21 protein-coding genes and 2 pseudogenes are annotated in these 21,993 nt (G+C 38.4%); 14 read left to right on the forward strand and 9 right to left on the reverse strand.

The window, feature by feature from the left end; genetic code table 11:
* Positions 1 to 51 precede the first annotated feature (51 nt).
* Complete coding sequence (locus AWW78_RS08025; protein WP_047133429.1) at positions 52 to 1,023, forward strand: L-threonylcarbamoyladenylate synthase; 972 nt, start codon at positions 52 to 54, stop codon at positions 1,021 to 1,023.
* Between the two features lie 13 nt (positions 1,024 to 1,036).
* On the opposite strand, the gene greA is transcribed toward AWW78_RS08025, so the two are convergent.
* From greA to AWW78_RS10930, 9 genes and pseudogenes are all read right to left on the reverse strand, one after another.
* Positions 1,037 to 1,522 (reverse strand): transcription elongation factor GreA, encoded by a 486-nt coding sequence (greA, locus tag AWW78_RS08030; protein WP_047133430.1) that lies wholly within the window; start codon positions 1,520 to 1,522, stop codon positions 1,037 to 1,039.
* Positions 1,523 to 1,645: 123 nt separating this feature from the next.
* Entirely contained in the window at positions 1,646 to 2,590 is a 945-nt protein-coding gene (locus AWW78_RS08035) for a glycoside hydrolase family 113 (protein ID WP_075426209.1), read from the reverse strand.
* A pseudogene (locus tag AWW78_RS08045) lies at positions 2,590 to 3,763 on the reverse strand (TldD/PmbA family protein). The gene AWW78_RS08035 and the pseudogene AWW78_RS08045 overlap by 1 nt, the downstream one beginning before the upstream one ends.
* A pseudogene (locus AWW78_RS11030) lies at positions 3,752 to 3,892 on the reverse strand (PmbA/TldA family metallopeptidase); the annotation flags it as partial. The pseudogenes AWW78_RS08045 and AWW78_RS11030, both read right to left, overlap by 12 nt.
* Before the next feature lie 112 nt (positions 3,893 to 4,004).
* Positions 4,005 to 5,246 (reverse strand): bifunctional 3,4-dihydroxy-2-butanone-4-phosphate synthase/GTP cyclohydrolase II, encoded by a 1,242-nt coding sequence (locus tag AWW78_RS08050; RefSeq protein ID WP_102134810.1) that lies wholly within the window; start codon positions 5,244 to 5,246, stop codon positions 4,005 to 4,007.
* A 92-nt stretch (positions 5,247 to 5,338) separates the two neighbouring features.
* Positions 5,339 to 5,644, reverse strand: coding sequence for a preprotein translocase subunit YajC (gene yajC / locus AWW78_RS08055; RefSeq protein WP_047133431.1), 306 nt, complete (start codon positions 5,642 to 5,644; stop codon positions 5,339 to 5,341).
* An 80-nt stretch (positions 5,645 to 5,724) separates the two neighbouring features.
* Positions 5,725 to 6,006: a hypothetical protein gene (locus tag AWW78_RS08060; protein WP_047133432.1), complete on the reverse strand. Its 282-nt coding sequence runs from the start codon at positions 6,004 to 6,006 to the stop codon at positions 5,725 to 5,727.
* A gap of 14 nt (positions 6,007 to 6,020) precedes the next feature.
* Complete coding sequence (locus tag AWW78_RS10925; protein WP_320410034.1) at positions 6,021 to 6,788, reverse strand: NCS2 family permease; 768 nt, start codon at positions 6,786 to 6,788, stop codon at positions 6,021 to 6,023.
* Positions 6,721 to 7,368, reverse strand: a complete 648-nt coding sequence (locus AWW78_RS10930) for an NCS2 family permease (RefSeq protein ID WP_320410035.1) — start codon at positions 7,366 to 7,368, stop codon at positions 6,721 to 6,723. Before AWW78_RS10930 ends, AWW78_RS10925 begins: the two co-directional genes overlap by 68 nt.
* 153 nt (positions 7,369 to 7,521) lie before the next feature.
* Here AWW78_RS10930 and ruvB point away from each other — a divergent pair, with 153 nt between their 5' ends.
* From ruvB to AWW78_RS08130, 13 genes are all read left to right on the forward strand, one after another.
* Entirely contained in the window at positions 7,522 to 8,568 is a 1,047-nt protein-coding gene (gene ruvB / locus AWW78_RS08070) for a Holliday junction branch migration DNA helicase RuvB (RefSeq protein ID WP_047133433.1), read from the forward strand.
* Positions 8,569 to 8,582: 14 nt separating this feature from the next.
* Positions 8,583 to 9,029 (forward strand): PPC domain-containing DNA-binding protein, encoded by a 447-nt coding sequence (locus tag AWW78_RS08075; protein ID WP_047133434.1) that lies wholly within the window; start codon positions 8,583 to 8,585, stop codon positions 9,027 to 9,029.
* A gap of 19 nt (positions 9,030 to 9,048) precedes the next feature.
* On the forward strand, positions 9,049 to 10,671 hold the full coding sequence (locus AWW78_RS08080; RefSeq protein ID WP_075426212.1) for an acetaldehyde dehydrogenase (acetylating): 1,623 nt from the start codon (positions 9,049 to 9,051) through the stop codon (positions 10,669 to 10,671).
* A 2-nt stretch (positions 10,672 to 10,673) separates the two neighbouring features.
* The gene (locus AWW78_RS08085; RefSeq protein WP_047133435.1) at positions 10,674 to 11,315 is read left to right on the forward strand and encodes a DNA-3-methyladenine glycosylase; all 642 of its coding nucleotides are present in this window, start codon (positions 10,674 to 10,676) and stop codon (positions 11,313 to 11,315) included.
* Positions 11,305 to 11,868 (forward strand): macro domain-containing protein, encoded by a 564-nt coding sequence (locus AWW78_RS08090; protein ID WP_047133436.1) that lies wholly within the window; start codon positions 11,305 to 11,307, stop codon positions 11,866 to 11,868. The genes AWW78_RS08085 and AWW78_RS08090 overlap by 11 nt, the downstream gene beginning before the upstream one ends.
* Before the next feature lie 34 nt (positions 11,869 to 11,902).
* Positions 11,903 to 12,895 (forward strand): 2-hydroxyacid dehydrogenase, encoded by a 993-nt coding sequence (locus AWW78_RS08095; protein ID WP_047133437.1) that lies wholly within the window; start codon positions 11,903 to 11,905, stop codon positions 12,893 to 12,895.
* Positions 12,896 to 12,967: 72 nt separating this feature from the next.
* Entirely contained in the window at positions 12,968 to 15,652 is a 2,685-nt protein-coding gene (acnA, locus tag AWW78_RS08100; RefSeq protein ID WP_082349101.1) for an aconitate hydratase AcnA, read from the forward strand.
* A 147-nt stretch (positions 15,653 to 15,799) separates the two neighbouring features.
* Positions 15,800 to 16,237, forward strand: a complete 438-nt coding sequence (locus AWW78_RS08105; protein WP_047133438.1) for a rubrerythrin family protein — start codon at positions 15,800 to 15,802, stop codon at positions 16,235 to 16,237.
* 68 nt (positions 16,238 to 16,305) lie between these two features.
* A complete protein-coding gene (locus AWW78_RS08110; RefSeq protein ID WP_047133439.1) occupies positions 16,306 to 17,580 on the forward strand; it encodes an anaerobic glycerol-3-phosphate dehydrogenase subunit C in 1,275 nt (424 codons plus the stop codon).
* Between the two features lie 21 nt (positions 17,581 to 17,601).
* The gene (locus tag AWW78_RS08115) at positions 17,602 to 18,075 is read left to right on the forward strand and encodes a Dps family protein (RefSeq protein WP_047133440.1); all 474 of its coding nucleotides are present in this window, start codon (positions 17,602 to 17,604) and stop codon (positions 18,073 to 18,075) included.
* An 83-nt stretch (positions 18,076 to 18,158) separates the two neighbouring features.
* The gene (locus AWW78_RS08120) at positions 18,159 to 18,749 is read left to right on the forward strand and encodes a DUF3501 family protein (protein ID WP_047133441.1); all 591 of its coding nucleotides are present in this window, start codon (positions 18,159 to 18,161) and stop codon (positions 18,747 to 18,749) included.
* 19 nt (positions 18,750 to 18,768) lie between these two features.
* Positions 18,769 to 19,167, forward strand: coding sequence for a Fur family transcriptional regulator (locus tag AWW78_RS08125; protein WP_047133442.1), 399 nt, complete (start codon positions 18,769 to 18,771; stop codon positions 19,165 to 19,167).
* 138 nt (positions 19,168 to 19,305) lie between these two features.
* Complete coding sequence (locus AWW78_RS08130; protein ID WP_047133443.1) at positions 19,306 to 21,864, forward strand: tetratricopeptide repeat protein; 2,559 nt, start codon at positions 19,306 to 19,308, stop codon at positions 21,862 to 21,864.
* The last annotated feature ends 129 nt before the right edge of the window (positions 21,865 to 21,993 follow it).

Consider the following 21,993-nt stretch of genomic DNA (forward strand, 5'->3'; position numbering starts at 1 on the left):
AATTTTGGCATAAATTTGAAAAGATTTCAGAAATTTAAGCATTTTTGACTGATGAGAGTCAAAGCTACAGAAGAAAACATAAAACTTGCTGGGAAAATAATAAAAGAAGGTGGACTTGTAGCTTTCCCAACTGAAACAGTTTATGGACTTGGTGCAAATGCCTTGAATCCATACGCAGTCGCCAAAATTTTCGAAGTAAAAAAACGACCCACTTTTGACCCTCTTATAGTTCACATATCGAAAATCGAATGGCTTGAAAAACTTACAACCCAAGTTGATGAAAAAGCACTTAAATTGATTGAAAAATTCTGGCCTGGACCATTAACCCTCGTTTTACCTAAATCAAATATCGTCCCCGATATTGTCACCGCTGGCTTACCAACCGTTGCTATAAGAATGCCCTCACACAATGTTGCACTTGCATTGATTGAAAATGCTGAAACCCCGATTTCCGCACCAAGCGCAAATCCCTTTGGATATATCAGCCCAACAACCGCTGACCATGTCGAAAGAATGCTTGGCGATAAAATTGACCTAATCCTTGATGGTGGAAAATGTCCAATCGGCATTGAATCAACAGTTTTATCCTTAATCGATGAGGAGCCAAAAATTCTTCGACCAGGCGGTTTACCTGTTGAAGAAATCGAAAAAATCATAGGCAAAGTGAAAATTCAACCCAGCTCTGAAAAAATCCTTTCACCTGGACAATTAAAAAAACATTATTCACCCAAAACACCCGTCAGAATTTTTAAATCATTAGATGAGTTAAGTGAAATAAACGAAACAGAAAATGTAGGCATTCTCCTGTTTAAAAAAAATGAATTGAAAATAAAAGCAAAACATATCGAAGTCTTATCAGAAAACGGAGATTTAATTGAAGCAGCTGCAAATTTATTTTCAGCATTGCATCGTCTCGATGATTCAGGTGTGAGCGTAATCTATGCACAAGCGGTTACAGAAACAGGACTTGGACTTGCAATTATGGACAGATTGAGAAAAGCATCAGCACCCGCGGAGAATTGATTCTTCAACGCAACTATCTGCTTATCTCAAGTATCTTATATCTGACGATTCCAATTGGAACCTTGATCTCAACAATATCTCCAACTTGCTTTCCAAGCAATCCCTTGCCAATGGGTGATTTATTAGACACTTTTTTCTCAGCCGAATTTGCCTCATGAGTTGAAACAATAGTGTATTCAATCTCCTGATTTGTATCAAGATTTAAAACCTTAACCCGTGAATATAAATAAACTTTATCAGTTGGCAAATTTTTCGTATCTATAATTTTCACCTTTGCAAGAGTTTCTTCAAGTTTTTTAATTTTCATCTCAAGCATCTCTTGTTCCTGTTTCGCAGTTTCATACTCTGAATTTTCAGAAATATCACCGTGCCCTCTCGCCTCAGCTATCTTCCTTGCAACTTCAGCTCTTCCTTTTGTCTTTAGCTCGTTTAATTCTTTTAAAAGCTCTTCGTATTTCTCTCTGGACAAATGAACTATTTCATTCCTATCTTCTACCATTTTATAAATCACCAAATTTTGTTTTTACTTAAAACTTGTTGTTTCACCCAATGTTTCTTTAAAACTTCAAAAGCTGGTTTTCCATAGGGAGAAAATCCCATTTTCAAGAAATCAGCCATCAAATCAGCGTTCCAATTCCAAAAAAAATATGCCATCAACAAAATCAACACTTGAAATTATATCAAGTGCAACCTCATAACATAAGCTTTGCTCCTCTAAATCCAACACATTTCCAACGCTCCACGGCTTCATACTTGCTCCATCAGTGGATGGATAACCTACCTCGGTAAAAATTAATTTCTTACCCGAATGATTTTCGCTAAACCAACTTTTCAAATCGTTCAAATAAGGTTGCCAACCGAGAACAAGGTCATCATAAACTGGATCAGTTTTGTTTGACACTGGAGCAAAAAAATCCACACCAATGTAATCAACCTTATCCCAAAAAGAAACATTCCTGTACTCATCAAAATTTGAAGCGTAGATAATTTTTCCAGTGTAAATTTTCCTCACGCTGTCAATTAATTCCGCCCATAAAGTTCTTTCGCCACTTAAAGACAAAAGCTCCGTCCCAACGCAAAACATCTCAACCCCAAGCATCTCACATATCCTTGCGTAATTCAAAACATACTTTGAATAATTTCTAAACCAAGCGGGAATATCCGACGGTTTTATCTTCGTCCTCGAGATATCATCATATGTGTCAAGATGAATTTTTAACATGACACCAAAATTTTTTGAATGAGCATATTGAACAATCTGAGAAATTGAATAGATGCTTGGAGTTTTGTTTGGATCGTCAATAATAAGCGTATCGTCTGGGCTTTTTTGATAAAGTGTGACAACTATTGAAACCAAATTTGCGCCAGAAGTCGCCATCGTGTCAAACGAATTTTTAGCGTAATCCATGGAATACTCCGTCCTCTTCCAAGAGGTGAAGTTAAAACCTCGCTTATAAATTTGAATTCTTTCTTTCATAGCTTCGTCTTTGATGTTGACAATAAAATTGCAACCATAAATAAAAAAGAACAGAATAAGAAGATAGTTTTTCCCAAGCACCCTCTTCATCAAACTTGCGTCCCGCCAACTGTGATTTCACTTACAAGAATTGTCGGCTGTCCAACACCAACTGGAACATATTGACCATCTTTTCCACAACTTCCAGTCCGTTTCTCAATTTCAAGGTCGTTGCCAACCCCGATTACTCTTTTCATTATCTCTGGACCATTTCCAATTAAATTCGCCCCTCGAATTTGATAAGTTATTTCGCCGTTTTCAATCAAATAACCTTCGTTTATCTCGAACACAAAATTCCCACTCACAATATCAACTTGCCCCCCCGCCCAGCGATTTCGCATATATCCCATACTTAACACTTTTTATTAAATCATTTGGATCGTCCTTCCCCGCCTCAATGTATGTATTACGCATCCTTGGCAACGGATAGTATTTATAAGATTCCCTGCGACCGTTCCCAGTTGATTCAAGCCCCATAAGTTTTGCATTCAACTTATCAAGCATATAACCTCTCAACATCCCATTTTCAATCAAAACCGTTTTCATCATCGGCGTCCCCTCATCATCAATTGCAAGGGAACCCCTTGAGTTCGGAATCGTTCCATCATCAATTATCGTGACAAGTTCAGAACAAACCTTCTGCCCAATCTTTCCTGAATAAACAGAGATTCCCTTTCTATTGAAGTCTCCTTCAAGCCCATGCCCAACCGCCTCATGAACAAGGACACCACCCCAGCCAGATTTAATTACAACGGGAAAATTTCCAGCAGGTGCAGGTTTAGCCTTCAACTTTGAAACCGCCTGCATTGCGGATTCCATACCCATCTTCTCAGGCGAATGTTCAACCAAATAATCATATCCAAATCTTCCACCCAAATAACTTATCCCCATTTCACGCAACCCATCATCAATAGCAACCGATGTAATAAAAATTCTAAACAAAGAATCATCGCTTTCAACAAAAATCCCTTCGGAATTTGCTATCCAAAAATATCTTGTGCTTTCATAATAATTTATATCAACTTGTTTTATTCTTCCATCATAACTTCTGGCTGAATCGTTTGCACGTTTAATCCATTCGATTTTTTTGTCAACTTCAAGAAGGTAAATTGGCTTCTCAATTGAAAAGTTTTGCTTTGCCTTCCTTTTCTCCTCAAGGTTAACACTTGTGGGTCTTGAACTGTTATCGACAACATACGAAGCAACCTCTGCAACATTTAAAATTTTTTCAAAACTAAAATCATCCGTATAAGCATATCCAGTTTTCGCCCCAGATATAACTCTGACGCCAAGCCCTGAAGAAATCCCGTAGCTTAAATTTTTGATTTTATTTTCAGAAAGATTTATTGTCAAGAAAACAATATTCGCTCCGCAGAACTTATATAGGTCGCCTTCCCGAAGGAGCTGACCTTCTTGAAAGCATTACGAGAATTTGTAAAGAAGAAAACATAAGGATACATAAACTTTATTTGCTCTCGTTGTTTTCTTTCTTTTCGTCCATCAAAATTAAATGCCCAAGCTTATCTCTTTTCGTCCTGAGATAATGGATGTTAACTTCGTTTGGTTGAATTTCAATTGGTACCCTTTCAACAATTTCAAGTCCATACCCAGCAAGTCCAACGATCTTCTTGGGGTTATTGGTCAAAAGTCGCATCTTTTTTATCCCAAGGTCAACAAGGATTTGAGCGCCGATTCCATAATCTCTTAAGTCAGGCTTAAATCCAAGCATTTCATTTGCTTCAACTGTATCTTTTCCCTCGTCCTGCAATCTATATGCTTTGATTTTATTCACAAGCCCAATTCCTCTACCTTCCTGCCTCATGTAAAGCAAAACTCCTCTACCCTCCTGCTCGATCATCTTCATAGAAGAATGAAGTTGATCTCCGCAATCACATCTAAATGAGCCAAAGACATCACCGGTCAAACATTCGGAATGAACACGAACGAGGACTGGTTCACCATCATCAACTTTCCCTTTGACAAGGGCAACGTGAACCTTTCCATCGGTCAAACTTTCATAAAGATGAAGTTCAAAGAAACCATATTTTGTGGGAAGTTTGGTAGTTGTGATCTTTCGGATAAGTTTTTCTCTTTTGAGACGATAACTTATAAGGTCTTTTATAGTTATAATTTTGAGTCCGAACTTTTTCGCAATTTTAAAAAGCTCAGGGACGCGAGCCATTGTCCCATCATCATTCATAATTTCACACAGCACGCCAGCTGGATAAAGTCCAGCAAGCCGTGCCAGATCAACAGCTGCTTCAGTATGTCCAGCTCTTCTCAAAACTCCGCCTTCAACAGCTTGAAGTGGGAAAACATGTCCAGGCTTTGCGAAATCCCCAGGCTTTGAATTGGGATCAACAATTGCTTGAATCGTCTTCGCCCTGTCAAATGCAGAAATCCCAGTTGTCGTTCCTCTAATGTAATCAACGCTCACAAGGAAAGCCGTGTTGTGCTTTGATGTGTTAAAATCAACCATTGGCTCAAGCTCAAGTTCACGGGCTCTCAGTTCCGTTATAGCGACGCAAATTAACCCACGACCATACTTCGCCATAAAATTAACAGCTTCAGGGGTTACCTTTTCAGCTGCAATTATAAAATCGCCTTCATTCTCCCTATCCTCATCATCAACAACTATGACAATTTTACCATTTTTAATATCCTCGATCGCTTCCTCTATCGTATTAAACCGCTCGATGGGCATCATATCTCACCTCCAAGGTTATCTTTATTAAAAAAATTTGGGACAGATTAACTCTGTCCCAATTAAAATTAAGTGCCGAAAATTTCCAGCAAAAATTAACCTTGTCCCTCACGGGTGACAGCTGCTATCGCAGCCTTTTCAAATTTTATCTTGACGCCATCATCGACTTCAATCAGAACCGTTTTATCATCAAGTCCAACAACCTTGCCATGAATTCCACTCGAAGTTATAACCTTGTCACCCTTCTTTAAAGACTCGATCAGTTTCTGATGCTCCTTCGCTCTTTTTTGCTGTGGCCTTATTATCAAAAAATAAAAGATCAAGAATATCGCGACAAACATTATGATCGTGCTGATCAAACTGCTGGTTGCATCCGGCTGAGCTTGAAATAAAAGAATCATACCTTTTACCTCCGAAATAACTTTGCTTCAAATTTAGTTATTTGAAAATAAAAAAATAAAACCAGAATTCAAAATTTACATCAAAACATCGTAACTATTTCATTTTCATACTCGGGAAAATAATGATTTATCTCGCGCAGGTTGAAACGCTTCAGAATCGATGTGTTCGGCTCACGATCAAGCAAAAACTCAAAAGAAAGATAAACAAGTTTCTCCGCGGTTATCTTGCCCTCTGTTAACTTTTTAAAATAATTCTCCTCAAGTGAAACGATATGCGTAGTTTGTGATTTCCCGGAAACCTTAACTTCAAATTCTGCAACTGGAAATGGCTTGATCTGTTTTACTTCGATCTGATAAGCCATGGTTATTTCACTTTTTATTTTAACGCAAGGAAAATATATCTGGCAAGAAAGACCAAGGTCAATATAATGATCATCCAATTTATTTCCTTAAACCTTCCACTGAACAATTTTACAACTGTGTATGATACAAAACCGAGAGCGATGCCATCCGCGATGCTAAATGTTAAAGGTATTCCAAGCATAGTTATAAACGCAGGTATTGAATCCGTAATGTCATCCCAATTTATGTTGATCACAGGCCTCACCATCATGCTCCCAACAATTATAAGAGCTGGCGCAGTGATCGGATGAAGAACATAACCCGGCTCAATCTCAATTCCACCGCCAATCAATTTAACAATCGGATAAAAGAAAAGCGAGATTAAAAAGAATAAAGCAACGAAAATCGATGTTAAACCAGTTCTCCCACCGACAGCAACTCCTGAAGCGCTTTCTATATAAGCCGTAACTGTCGATGTGCCTAACAAAGCTCCAAAGGTTGTACCAAGTGCATCAGACAAGAGCGCCCTCTCTGCCCGCGGGAGCTTCCCATCCTTCCCGACAAGCCCAGCTGCTTGCCCAACCCCTATCAATGTTCCAACAGTATCAAACAAAACCATATAAAGAAAAACTAAAACAGCAACAAGAAATGTAATGTCAAAAAAATTTGAAAAATCAAGTTTGAAAATCGCCGATTCCTTCACCTCTGGAAATGCAATCAACTTACCTTCAAACTTAACAATCCCCAAAATAATAGAAAGAACTGCCGAAAAAATTATTCCAATTAAAATTGAACCTCTCACACCGCGCGCCAAAAGAACAGATGTAAAAAATTAAGCCAGCAATTGAAATCAAAACCTCAGCCCTGTGAATTTCACCAAGTTGTGGCAGGTGAGTTCCTGAGTTAATCTTTATGATACCAGCTTGAATAAAACCAATCAACGTGATAAAAAGTCCAATTCCAGTCGCTATTGAATTTTTCAAACATCCTGGCATCGCATCAATAACTGCTTCTCTCAACTTTACAAGCGAAAGAATACTAAACAAAACTCCAGAAAGAAATACAATTGCCAGGGCAGATTGCCAAGAAAGACCCATGCTTCCAACAACTGTGTAAGCAAAGAAAAAATTTTCACCCATCCCCGGGGCAAGAGCGATTGGATAGTTTGCAAGCAAAGCCATTATAACTGAACCGATCGCCGAACCCACGCAAGTTGCAATAAGCCCAGCTCCGAAATCAATCCCAGCATGAGATAAAACGACAGGTTGAACGAAAATGATATAAGACATCGTCATAAATGTCGTAACACCAGCAATAAATTCAATTTTGATGTTCGTATTTCTTTGGCTAAGTTGAAATACTTTTTCAAGCAGGTGTTTCATACCTGATGTTTTTGCTTGTTTTAAGTTGCCAATAAATTTATAATAAAAATTTCCCTCAAAATCAATCCGAGAAACCGACGCTTGACCCTTCAGGTTGCGTTTAAATTTTAATGTTTTTAAATTAAACAAAAAATTTACCCTGTTGAAACTTTCATGGCAAAGTTAGGTTACACAAACCCCGAAAAACTTGAAATTGATGTCGAGGTAGATCAACAACTCAGGCCATTAAGATTTGAAGATTTCGTCGGGCAGGAAAAAATAGTGAATAACCTTAAAGTCTTTATACAAGCAGCGAAAATGAGGGGCGATCCACTTGACCATGTTCTTCTCACAGGTCCACCGGGACTTGGAAAAACAACGCTTGCCTATATAATTGCAAATGAACTCGGCGTCGGGATAAAAGTGACATCAGGTCCCGTAATTGAAAAACCCGGCGATCTAGCTGGAATTTTAACAACGCTTGGCGATAGAGAAGTTCTTTTTATCGATGAAATACACCGTTTAAGCCCGATAGTTGAAGAATATCTTTATTCAGCAATGGAAGATTTTAAAATTGACATTGTAATTGATACAGGTCCAAATGCAAGAAGCGTTAAATTAAATCTTTCAAGATTTACACTCATTGGAGCAACAACAAGAGCAGGATTACTTACAGCTCCCTTAAGGGCTCGCTTTGGGATAAGCGCACGCCTTGACTATTATACCCCTGAAGAATTATGCCGAATTATAAAACGCTCAGCAAAAATTTTGCAAATTCAGATCACAGAAGAAGGAGCATATGAAATTGCTCGAAGATCAAGAGGAACACCGAGAATCGCAAATAGGCTGTTGAAAAGAGCAAGGGATTTCGCCCAAGCTGACGAAAAACTCGCTGAATATTCTGGAATCATAACGAAAGAAGTTGCTGAATATGCACTTAAAGCACTTGATGTCGATGAACATGGGCTCGACGATATGGACAAACGAATTCTTCTCACGATCATTGAAAAATATAACGGTGGCCCCGTCGGAATTGGAACAATCGCCATCGCCGTTGGAGAAGAAGAAGGAACGATTGAGGAAGTTTATGAACCATATCTAATTCAAGAAGGATTTATCAAAAGAACCCCAAGGGGAAGGGTCGCAACAGAACTTGCATATAAACACTTTGGTTTCATAAAAACAAAATCCGAAAAACAACCGGGTTTATTTGATAACTAAAAAGGGAAACTTTAATGTCAAGAAAACAATATTCGCTCCGCAGAACTTATATAGGTCGCCTTCCCGAAGGAGCTGACCTTCTTGAAAGCATTACGAGAATTTGTAAAGAAGAAAACATAAGGATTGGCAAAATAACCGCAATAGGAGCAGTTAAAAAAGCGGTGATAGCTTTTTATGACCAAGTAGAAAAAAAGTATCATAACCTTGAACTCGACCAAGAAATGGAAATTGTAAGTTGTATTGGAAATGTGAGCGTCTTAAATGGACAACCGTTTGTTCATTGCCACATAGCACTTGCTGATAATCAGGGTAAATGCTTCGGCGGCCATTTGATGATGGGAACCGAAATTTTCGCATGTGAACTGATAATAGAAGAATTTGAAGGGGAGCCACTTGAAAGAGTCTACGACGAAAAAAGTGGTTTGAGCTTATGGCATCCAGCGTCAATTTTAATGGAATAAAAACAATTTAAAAAATCTTATGCCATTTGAACTCAAAGATAAAGATTTGATCTCAATCCAGCAAGCCCGCGAGCTTATCGCCAAGGCGAAAGACGCATTCCTTGAATATAAAAATTACCCCCAAGAACAAGTTGACAAAATCGTCAAAGCAATGTTTGAGGCTGGATACGAAGCATCGGAAAGACTCGCAAAGCTTGCAGTCGAAGAGACAGGAATTGGGAAATGGGAAGACAAAAAATTGAAAAATGAATTCGCGACGAAATTCACATACGAATCAATAAAAGATTTAAAAACTGTTGGCGTCATAAATTACGATAAATCAAAACGAGTTGTTGAAATCGCTGAACCAATGGGGGTGATAGCTGCACTTATCCCGACGACGAACCCAACTTCCACTGCGATGTTTAAAGCACTAATCTCAGCCAAGACTAGAAATGCCCTTGTCGTAAGCCCGCACCCAAGAGCTGTGAAGTGTACCTATGAAGCAATTCAAGTGATGCAAACCGCTGCTGAAAGAGCTGGTGCACCAAGAAATTTATTTCAGTGCTTGACCGAGGTTACAATTGAGGGAACGATGGAACTTCTCAAACATCGCGATGTTTCGCTTATACTTGCAACTGGAAGCACCCAAATGGTCAAAATGGTATATAGCATTGGAAAACCAGCCTATGGTGTTGGCTCTGGAAATGTCCCAGCCTTTATTGAGAGAACCGCGAATATAAAGAAAGCAGTTGCTGACATAATTTTTGGAAAAACATTTGACTATGGAACCCTTTGCTCCGCTGAAAATGCTGTCGTATGCGACTCCCCGATAAGAGAACAAGTGATCTATGAATTCAAAAAACGAGGCGCTTACTTTTGTAACCCAGATGAAAAAGCAAAACTTGAAAAAATCATCTTAACACCACAAGGTGGGATAAACCCTGAAATAGTCGGAAAGCCGGCTGCATATATAGCTCAAAAAGCGGGCTTCTCCGTCCCTGAGCAAACAACTGTGTTAATAGCTGAACTTGAAGGCGTTGGCAAGCAATATCCCCTATCCGTTGAAAAACTTTCTCCAATTCTTGCTTTCTACACAGTTGACGGTTGGAGGGAAGGCTGCCACAAATGCATTGAGCTTCTTGAGTTCGGTGGGCTTGGACACACAATGGTTATACACTCAAGCGATCCCGATATAATTACGAAGTTCGCACTTGAAAAACCAGCATTTAGAGTTCTCGTCAACACCGTCGCTGCCCTTGGCGCTGTAGGTTATACGACAGGTCTTGACCCATCTATGACGCTTGGACCCGGAACGCTCGGACATTCGATCATTTCAGAAAATGTCACAGCAAAACATCTTATCCAGATAAAACGACTCGCTTATGAATTGCTCCCAATCCATGATATTGAAGGAAACAAAGTTCAAGTTCAAGACTCTAAAAGATTCTCATCCCAAACTTTGAAAATGGAGGCAAAAAGCATAATTGAAGAAATCGAGGAAAGAATACGTTTAAAGGCTGGAAATCCACCGGTAGGCTCTGAACAAAAGCCTTATCCAATGCCAAGCCACGGCGCTGAAAAAATTTATGGCACAGGGATCACAGAAGAACAGATAGAAAAGATAATAAAAGAATTTCAATCCCAACTTCCAAACAAGTGAAGATGAAGTTTGAAGTCGCAAAGCTCTCTCTTGATCACAGAAAATTAAATCAAAGCTTTTACCTTCAGCCTACGCTTAAAGTTGCCCGCGAATTACTTGGTAAAATCATTGTAAGACAGCTCGATGGCAAAATTCTGGCTGGAAGAATTGTTGAAACTGAAGCCTATGTAGGCGAAAATGACCCCGCATGCCATGCTTACGGAGGGATGACGCCAAGAAATAAAATAATGTATTTACCTGGCGGACATGCTTATGTTTATTTTACATATGGAATGCACTATTGTTTCAATGTTGTAACAGAAAAAGAAGGTTTCCCTGCAGCTGTTTTGATCAGAGCGGTTGAACCAATTGAAGGAATTGAGATAATGAAAAAATTTCGAAATACAGACGACATTTACAACTTGACAAATGGACCTGCAAAATTTTGCCAAGCGTTTAAAATTGACAAAAGCTTAAACGGCGTATCCTTGCTTGGTGATGAAATCTTCATAATCGATCCCGGCACCGAGATGCAATTTAAAATTGGACGAAGCCAACGAATTGGAATAAGCGTAGGGACGGATAAAAAATGGAGATTTTTTATTCAGGGGAATCCCTTCGTTTCAAAAGTTAAAATAAAACCAAGGATTAAAAATGTCAAATAAAGTTTTACACGAAGCAAAAATTCGGGATAAAATTATTCGAATAGTTCACGGCGACATAACAGAAGAAAATGTTGATGCAATTGTAAATGCAGCAAATGAATACCTTAAACATGGTGGTGGAGTTGCAGGCGCGATCGTCCGAAAAGGTGGATATGAAATCCAGGAGGAAAGTGATAAAATTGGATATGTCCCAACGGGAAGCGCAGCGATCACCGGTGCTGGCAAATTGCCTGCAAAATTTGTTATTCATGCAGTCGGACCCGTCTGGAAAGGTGGAAAAAGCCAAGAAGATGAAAAATTGCAAAGTGCTGTTTTATCAAGTTTAAAAATAGCACACGAAAGAAAATTGAGATCAATCTCATTCCCTGCAATAAGCGCTGGCATATTTGGATTTCCAAAAGAAAGATGTGCTAAGATCTTAATCGAAACCGCTGTAAAGTTTCTGGAAGAAAACCCACACACAAGCATAGAAGAGATAAGATTTTGCCTTTTCGATGAACCCACTTTAAATGCATTTGTTGAAGAGTTTAAACAAAAATTTCAAAAATCATAACAATCTGCATGTAAAACCAAATTCATATCACCATATGAAAAAAGACTACACCATATTCATCACAAGACAAATTCCCGAAGCAGGGCTCCAAATCCTACGAAAAAATTTTAAAAATGTCATAGTCAATACAAAGGACAGGAATTTAACCCATGATGAACTCGTCAAAAACGTTCGCGGTGTCGATGCTCTGCTTTGTCTTTTAAATGATAAAATAGATGCTGAGGTTATCAAAAACATGGATAAGTGTAAAGTTATTTCCAATTATGCAGTTGGCTTTAACAATATTGACATCGTCGAAGCGACCAAACGCGGAATAGTTGTGACAAACACCCCTGGAGTTTTAACGGATGCAACCGCAGATCTCACATGGGCTCTTATACTTGCGGTAACAAGGCGGATAATCGAAGCTGACAAATTCGTCAGGAAGAAAAAATTTAAAGGATGGGCTCCGATGCTTTTGCTTGGAACCGAGCTTGCTGGCAAAACTCTTGGAATAATTGGTGCAGGTAGAATTGGAACTGCTGTTGGTTTAAGAGCGAAAGGATTTAAAATGAAAGTCCTTTACTTTAACACAAATCGAAACGAAACACTTGAAGAAGAAGTCGGAGCTAAAAAAGTATCGCTTGACACACTACTTAAAAACTCAGATATAATCACAATCCATGTTCCCCTGACACCAAAAACGCGACACTTAATTGGCGAAAGAGAGATAAAACTGATGAAGAAAACCGCATATCTCATAAACACATCGAGGGGAGAGGTCGTCGATGAAAAAGCTTTGATAAAAGCCCTCAAAAATAAAAGAATTGCTGGGGCTGGGCTTGATGTCTTTGAACAAGAACCTTTTGTCCCAGATGAACTACTTAAACTTGAGAATGTCGTTTTAACACCCCACATCGGAAGCGCAACCTTTGAAGCGAGAACAAAAATGGCTATAGTCGCTGCAGAAAACATCGTTAAAGTTTTAACAGGTAAAATACCAGCAAATGTTGTAAATCCAGAAGTTCTAAAATCCAGCAAGCTATAATATCTTTGTTTGAAATTTTTCCACCTTTTGTTTAACTTACTTACGGTAGAAAAACAAAATTCAAAACCTATCATGACTAATAATGCACATCCTTTTAAAGAAGCAATTTCAACAATTACAGTTGCCAGAAAAAAACTCAAAATTTTCAAACTACCCTGGCTCGAAGAGCAAGGATTTACAAAGATCTCAAAGCTTCCATACTCAATACGAATCCTTCTTGAAAATATGCTTCGCAACTGTGACGGTTATCTCGTCACAGAAGAAGATGTAAAAGCAATTGCCTCATGGCAACCCAAGCCACCATTACGAGAAATCCCATATATGCCCGCAAGGGTTCTTCTTCAAGACTTCACAGGTGTGCCTTGCGTTGTTGACCTCGCAGCAATGCGCGATGCAGTTAAACGACTTGGCAAAGACCCAAAAATTATAAATCCCCTTAAACCCGTTGATCTCGTAATTGATCATTCGGTTCAAGTTGAATACTTTGGAACATCTTATGCGTTTGATTGGAACGTAAAGAGGGAATTCGAACTCAACAAAGAGAGATATATACTTCTAAAATGGGCTCAAAAATCATTCAAAAACTTTAGAGTTGTCCCGCCAGGAACGGGAATTGTTCACCAGGTAAATCTTGAATATCTTTCAAAAGTTGTTCAAGTTGAAAATGGATTTGCTTTCCCCGATACGCTTGTTGGAACTGACTCGCATACAACAATGATAAATGGACTTGGAGTTCTCGGATGGGGTGTTGGAGGAATTGAAGCGGAAGCTGTTATGCTTGGACAACCTTATTACATAACGATTCCAGAGGTCATCGGCGTCAAGTTAACAGGTGAGCTTCCAGAAGGAGTAACTGCAACTGATCTTGTCTTGACAATTACAAACGTTCTCCGCAAAAAAGGGGTAGTTGAGAAATTTGTAGAATATTTCGGACCAGGTGTATCTAAACTCTCCGTCGCTGACAGAGCAACTATCGCAAATATGTCTCCCGAATATGGCGCAACATGTGGCTTCTTCCCAATAGATAATGAGACGATCAACTACCTAAAGTTAACAGGACGAGAGAACATCGCTAAGATAGTTGAAGTTTATGCCAAAGAACAAGGTCTTTTCAGATATGATGACTCGCCTGAGCCTGAATATACAGATGTAGTGGAAATCGATATGAGCCAAATTGAACCAACGCTTGCTGGACCAAGCAGGCCCCAAGATAAAGTTTTACTCCGCGAAATAAAACCACACTTTGATAAGGTTCTAAAGGAAAACTATAAAATTAACGATGAACAAAAAAAGACAGTTGAAATTCAATTTCGCAATCAAAAAGTTGAGTTAACTCACGGTTCCGTTGTGATCGCAGCTATAACATCCTGCACAAATACATCAAATCCAACTGTTTTAATTGGCGCTGGGCTTCTCGCTAAAAAAGCGGTTGAAAAGGGATTAACAGCAAAACCTTATGTTAAAACAAGTTTAGCCCCAGGCTCAAGAGTTGTGACAGAATATTTACAACAAGCTGGACTTATGCCGTATCTTGAAGCCCTTGGTTTTCACCTTGCTGGATATGGCTGTACCACATGCATAGGAAACAGTGGTCCCCTTCCAGAACAAATTTCAAAAGCAATCACTGAAAATAACCTAGTCGTAACCGCCGTTTTGAGTGGAAACAGAAACTTTGAAGCTCGGATTCATCCACTTGTCAAAGCAAATTATCTTGCTTCGCCACTCCTTGTTGTCGCCTATGCTATCGCTGGAAAAATAGATATTGACTTCAACAACGAACCCATTGGTTATGACCCGAATGGAAACCCAGTTTATTTAAAGGATATCTGGCCAAGTCAAGATGAGATCAACGAAACAATAAACAAAGTTCTTAGCTCAAAACTTTTCAAGAAAAAATATGCTGATGTCTTTGAAGGAAATGAATATTGGAAAAACATACCGATCACGGAAAGTGAACTTTTTGAATGGGATCCAAACTCAACTTACATCCAAAACCCACCATTCTTTGAGAACCTAAAACTTGAGGTAGAACCTCCCAAAGATATAACCAATGCATATTGCCTTGCGGTATTCGGCGATTCCATCACAACGGATCACATCTCACCTGCTGGTTCGATCTCGGAGAATAGCCCTGCTGGGAAATATCTAATCGAGCGAGGCATTCCAAAATCTGAATTCAATACATTTGGAGCAAGAAGAGGTGCTCACGAAGTGATGATGCGTGGAACTTTCGGAAATGTAAGAATAAAAAACCTAATGCTCCCTGGTGTTGAAGGTGGTTGGACAATCTACATACCAACAGGCGAAAAGATGTTCATTTACGATGCAGCCATGCGCTACAAACAAGAAAACCGACCACTTATTGTAATAGCAGGAAAGGAATACGGAACTGGAAGCTCACGCGACTGGGCTGCTAAAGGTACCTACTTACTTGGTGTAAAAGCTGTCATCGCTGAAAGTTTCGAACGCATACATAGAAGTAATTTAGTTGGAATGGGAGTCCTACCGCTTCAATTCAAAGAAGGCGAAAATCGAGAAACACTTGGTTTAACTGGCTTTGAAGAATACACAATTGAAGGAATTGCCGAAAACCTTTATCCAAGAAAAATATTAAAAGTAACCGCGAAGTCGAGTGACGGTTCAATTAAAACCTTTGAAGTTATCGCCCGCCTCGATACCCCAGTCGAGGTTGAATACTATATAAACGGTGGGATAATGCAAACTGTCCTACGAAAACTACTTAAAAATTCAAAATAAATCAATAAAAAGCAGGGGTGTTTTACCCCTGCTTTAGATTAATAAATTCTAATCTTGTAAAACTTGACAAATTGCTTTTAAAAGTGTATATTATAATTGCAAATAGTAATCGTTATCATTTAAAACAAAAATTAAAGGAGTAAAGCTATGGCGAAATCACTTGCTGGAACCAAGACGCTTGAAAATCTCAAGGCTGGTTTTGCTGGGGAATCCCAGGCAAATCGTCGTTACTTGTATTTTGCCCGTCAAGCAGACATTGAGGGTTACCCTGATATTGCTGGTGTTTTCAGGGATACTGCTGAGGGTGAAACAGGGCACGCCTTTGGGCATTTCGATTTCTTGAGACAATACGGAGCTGGTGATCCCGTCACGGGCGAGCCTGTTGGAGACACAGTTGCAAATCTCAAATCTGCAATCGCTGGTGAAACGTATGAATATACCGAGATGTATCCAGGATTTGCTAGAACAGCGCGTGAGGAAGGATTTGATGATATTGCTGAGTGGTTTGAGACTCTTGCACGTGCCGAAAAATCTCACGCAACGAGATTCCAGAAGGCACTTGAAAGCTTAACAGGAGCTAAATAATTCCAAAAGCAACGGGGCTTCCCAAAGCCCCGCTTTTTTATTTTTAAAACAAAACTAAGGGAAAGCACATGGTCTTTGATTTAAAAGACCCCAAATTTTGGGATGAAGAAGCCCTTTTTAAAGAAATGTACCGTATATTTGATATCTGTAATGGTTGCCGTCTTTGTTACAATCTTTGTCCATCATTTGAGTTTCTATTCAAAAAAATTGACGAAACAGACAACTTAGACGATTTAACAAAACAGGATTATTACAAGGTTGTTGAACTTTGTTATGACTGTAAACTTTGTTTCCCAAAGTGTCCCTATACCCCACCCCATCACTATGAACTTGATTTTCCAAGATTGATGTTAAGAGCGAAAGCTGTAAAAGCCAAAAAAGAAGGAATACCTTTACGTGACAAAATTCTTGGACAAGCTGACTTAATAGGAAAACTTGGTAGCAAATTTTCGGGTTTGATCAATCTAGCTAATCGCCTGAAAATAAGCAGAGTTTTAATGGAGAAAACACTCGGAATTCACAGAGAAAGAAACTTGCCCGAGTATCACAGTGAAACATTTGAAAAGTGGTTTAAAAAATATGCAAAGCAAAATGGAAAGAAAGAAGCTAAAAATGGAAAGGTAGTTTTGTTTTATACATGCACTGTAAACTACAACGAGCCCGAACTCGGTAAGGCAATTTTGAAAGTTCTCGAGCATAACGAAGTAGAGGTTATCGTTCCAGAACAAAAATGCTGTGGGATGCCGTTCCTTGATGGTGGGGACATTGATTCAGCAGTCAAAAATGCAAAATTTAATGTTAACTCACTTATCAGATATGTAAAACAAGGCTACGATATCGTGATACCAGCACCTACATGCAGTTATATGCTTAAGCAAGAATATACTATGCTTCTTCCAGATGATGAAGATGCAAAGTTAATTGCTCAACATACTTATGACGTCTCAGAATACCTGATGAAGTTACATAGGGAAGGAAAATTGAAAACCGATTTTAAAAATCCACAAGGTAAAATTATCTATCACTTGCCATGCCATCTCAAGGCACAAAATATCGGTTATAAATCACGAGATTTGCTCGAATTAATACCTGGAACAGAAGTTGAAATGATTCAGAGATGCTCAGGGCATGATGGGACATGGAGCATGAAGAAAGAGTTTTTTGAAATGTCGCTGAAAGTTGGTAAGCCGATCTTTGATAAAATAAATCAGAGCGATGACACGCAACTTGTTGTCTCTTCCGACTGCACGCTTGCACAATTACAAATTCAAAAAGGAACTGGGAAAAAAGGCTTGCATCCAATTCAAATTCTTTATAACGCATACGGTTTAAACGAAAAATAAAACAAAAACAAGAGAAAAGCCATGAAGCCGAATATCGGAATCTCAGAAAAAAATCTCGAAGGCGTAATTAAAATTCTAAGCACCTTGCTCGCAGATGAATACGTGCTTTACACAAAAGCGAGAAACTACCACTGGAATGTGGTTGGAATGCAGTTCAATGAATTGCACAAATTCTTTCAATCGTTGTATGAAGAACTAAATGAATATGTTGACGATGTAGCTGAAAGAATACGAACGCTCGGTGGTAATGCCGTTGCAACTTTGAAAGAATTTCTTGAACTTACAAGATTAAAAGAACATCCAGGCGAATATCCCGACGCCAAAACAATGCTCTCAAATCTTCTTAATGATTATGAAACCATTATAAGAAACTTGAGAGACGATATAGTGACCGTTGGAGAAAAATATCAAGATCTTGGAACGGCTGACTTCTTAACAGAGCTTATGGAAAAACATGAAAAAACTGCTTGGATGTTAAGATCATTTTTATCATAAGTGAGAAATGTCAAGATGGGGGTTTTATCCCCCATCTTTTCAATTGAGACAAAACTGAGCTAAAAACAAAAACTTAAAATAAAATGAAGAAGATTGAACTCTCAGAGGTAAAAAACATATACGAATACGAAAAAATAAGGGAAGACTTTAGAAGATATATCATCGATTTGAAGAAAAAGCGCAGGGTTGAAGTCGGAAATAGGGTCTCGCTTGTGTTTGAAAATAGAGACACCGTGCTTTTCCAAATTCAGGAGATGATGAGAGCGGAAAGGATGGTTGATGATAACGAAATAAAATTTGAAGTTGATACATATAACGAGCTGATCCCAGAAAGAAATGAATTGAGCGCAACGCTTTTCATTGAAGTCGATGATCCACAACTTTTGCGTCCTGTTCTTGATAGTTTTATAGGACTTGACAGGGGTAATCATGTCTACTTGGAAATTGGAAATAAACACAAAATTTATGCTGAATTTGAAGAAGGTCATAGCAAAGACGATAGAATAAGCGCCGTTCACTTTATAAAATTTAAATTTAAGCCCGAACAGATTGAAGACTTTAAAAATTTTGAAAATGAAGTTAAAATCGTAATTGATCATCCAAATTATAAAGCCTTCTCAATCATAAACCCCGAAACTCGAAATGAATTAATCAAGGATTTAGAATCCAATTAAAATTCAGAGGTAGTTATCGATGGCAAGTCGTAGAGGTAGTAAACAAAGAGAAGCGATTCTGAGAATTTTACAGAATACAGATATCCATCCGACGGCTGATTGGATTTACGAACAAGTTCGCAAGGTGATACCGAATATAAGCCTTGGAACTGTATATAGAAATTTAAATCTTTTGAAAGATGAGGGATTGATTCGTGAGGTGACAATCCACGGTTCTTCAAGTGCAAGATACGATGCGAATCTTGAACCGCATTATCACTTCATTTGTTTAAAGTGTAACTCTGTGTATGATCTCCCAATTCGGGAAAATAGCTTAAATCTTGAAACTTTTCTTGCTGGGCGGAATTTTAAAGTTAAATTTACAAAACTGGATATCTTTGGACTCTGTGATAAATGTCTAATAGATGAATCAAACTAAATTGAAAGGCGACCTTTGCAAGGTCGCCTTTTTTATTTTGATTTATGTCACAACTTCCTTAACGGGGCTTGATATTTGTTTTTAATTTGCTTAAAATAATTACTAGGCAAGTAAAAAATTAATTCGTGAGGTCAAATCATGAGCAAAACTTTATCCCTTGGCTTTTTCTTAATTCTTTTTTATTCACTCCTTTTCTCACAAGATGTTGAAAAAGCGGTCAAGCGAATGACACAGCCTGAAGTTATGGTTGTGATTGACGAATTCGTAGATGGCAATTTCACCGGCACAAGGACAATCGCATCCAGCATTGAAAATGAATTATTGAAAGAGGGTTTTAAAGTAATTGATTATCACGCTTTTGAAAGCATACGGGCAAAGGAACTTGAACAAGCAGAGGGGGATCCAGAAAAGGCTAAAGAATACGAAAATCGCTTCGGGGCTGAGATCATAGTCCTTGGGTATGCAAGCGCAGAATACGGTGGTGAATCCGAATTTTACGATGTAAAACAACATAAATATACAGGACAAGTTGACATAAAGATAATTTATACCGACACAGGTGAATTGATAGGTTCGCTGACTGCAAGCGATAGAAAATTTGGGCAGGATAAGAGAGGAGCAGTTAATTCATTGTTTAGATCTCTTGCCAATAAAGTCGCAAAAGATGTTGTTGCAAAAATCAAGGAAAGGGCAAAGGAAGAAGAACAAATCAAGAAATTTGAAATTGCAGTTTATGGTATCTCCCAAGATAAAGCGATGCAAATTGAATCAGAACTTCAGAAGTTCATCCCTTCGATCAAAGCATTAAAATATAAATTTTTCGACACAAATGTTTTAGTTTTCGATGCCCTGATTGTAAATGAAGACCAATTCAGAAAAGAACTTGCAAATTATGGAAAGTTAAAAATTATTAAATTCACACCAAAGCGATTAACATTATCTCCACCTGAGAAGGAAACAGAAGCGAAAACAACCGTTGGTGAGGTATCTCTTGTCATAACTGATTTTTCAATTCTTCCAATCTTCCCATCCCAATATAACTTTTATGCCACCAATCCAATTGGAAAGATTACCGTCGAGAATTCTTCAAAAAGCGAAATTCGAAATGTTAAGGTTTCAGTTTTAATTCCAGAATTTATGAAAATGCCAAGTGAAATTATCTTGCCAAAAGTAAATCCAAATTCTCAAGAGACAATTTCGGTTCCCGTGACTCTTGATATCTTCTCACTTTTAAAATTAAGCGAAAACATAACTTCTCAGGCACAGGCTAAAATTAGCTATATAGTTGGTGGAAAAACACAAGAGAGGAGCTTAACAAAACCAGTTTCAATTTTTAACCGCAATGCAATCTCATGGAGGATTCCCGAATCTGTTTGTTCTTTCGTAACGCCGAATGATGAAGTTGTCAAGGAATTTGCAAGGTCTGTTCTTGGTTCAGTGAATCTAACTAATCAAGAACTGCCGAGAAACATTTTCAATGCGATGGTTATTTACAATTCGGTTCGCACATACGGAATAAAGTATGTGTCCGACCCATGGAAGGTTGCTGGAAATGAGATACTTGACAATGTTTATTTCCCAAGAGAACTTCTATATTACAAAACAGGAGATTGCGATGATCATGCAATTTTGTTAGCATCTTTGCTTGAAAGCATCGGAATTAGAACAGCATTTATCTTAACATCAGACCATATCTTCATGATGTTTGACACAGGGATACCATATAAGAACGTTCATCTTGTGAGTTTAAACCAGTATGATTACATAATCTACGATGGCGATGTATGGCTTCCAATTGAAACGACGCTTATAACTGAACCTTTTGCAACAGCTTGGAAAACTGGGGCTGAGCAATACTATAAACTCAGCGGTGAGGGGAAAGTCAAAACTGACCCGAAGTCTGGCATATCCCTTGTCAAAAGTGGAAATGTTTATATCATCGATACACACATGGGATGGAAGTATTTCCCACCTGTAAATGTTGAGGGATTGGCTAAACCCCAAACTAAGCCAGATATATCCATAGTTGCTTCAACAACGCAAGCTGATATCTCAGCGTTTATAGAAACTTACAAAAAAACATTAGGCGATGTGGTGAAATCACTCGTCAACCAAGGGGATGAAATTTCAATGAACAAGCTCGCAAAAATTTTCGTTCTTTTCGATAAATATGACGAAGCTGAAAAATTTATTTCAAAGTTCTCAAGCCCAGTAACTTACAATTCGCTTGGAAACATTTACTTCCTCAAGAACGAGCCACAAAAAGCACTGGAATTTTACAAAAAGAGCACAGACCTTGACCCCAACGATGGTGGTGTATATCTCAACACTGGGCTTTTGCTATATTTGAATGATGACCCAGAAACAGCGAGGCAATTCTTTGAACTTGCAATATCAAAATTCGAATCGCCAGAGAAAGCATACGAAGTTCTCGGCATTGAAGACATTCTGAAGGAACTTGGGGAGGTTGCAGCTGAGAAAAAAGATATATCAAAGAAACAGATTTCAAAGGAAGAGCTGAAAAAATTAATTCAAGAAGCTTCAAAAACATCTGCACAGCAAACTAAAAAAGGGAAGGAATATAAAAAAGAAGAAATCTTTGAAAAAGGGCAGAATGTTTTCGTGTTTGGAGGAAGAAGAGGGGCCGACCCAACTCAACTGCAAACAGTTAAATCATTGCTCTACTGGAAATTTTAACCGTAAATCTTTGGACATTGGGAATTACCTTACCCCTTACGCAAATATTGCATCGCCTTGCGCAAGTAAGCCGACAGCGATTTATATTTTGAGTTTTGAATCCACAAACTTAAATTTATGTGAAGCTCA

The sequence above is a fragment of the Candidatus Kryptonium thompsonii genome (assembly GCF_001535985.1).
Classification (GTDB): Bacteria; Bacteroidota; Ignavibacteria; order Kryptoniales; family Kryptoniaceae; genus Kryptonium; species Kryptonium thompsonii.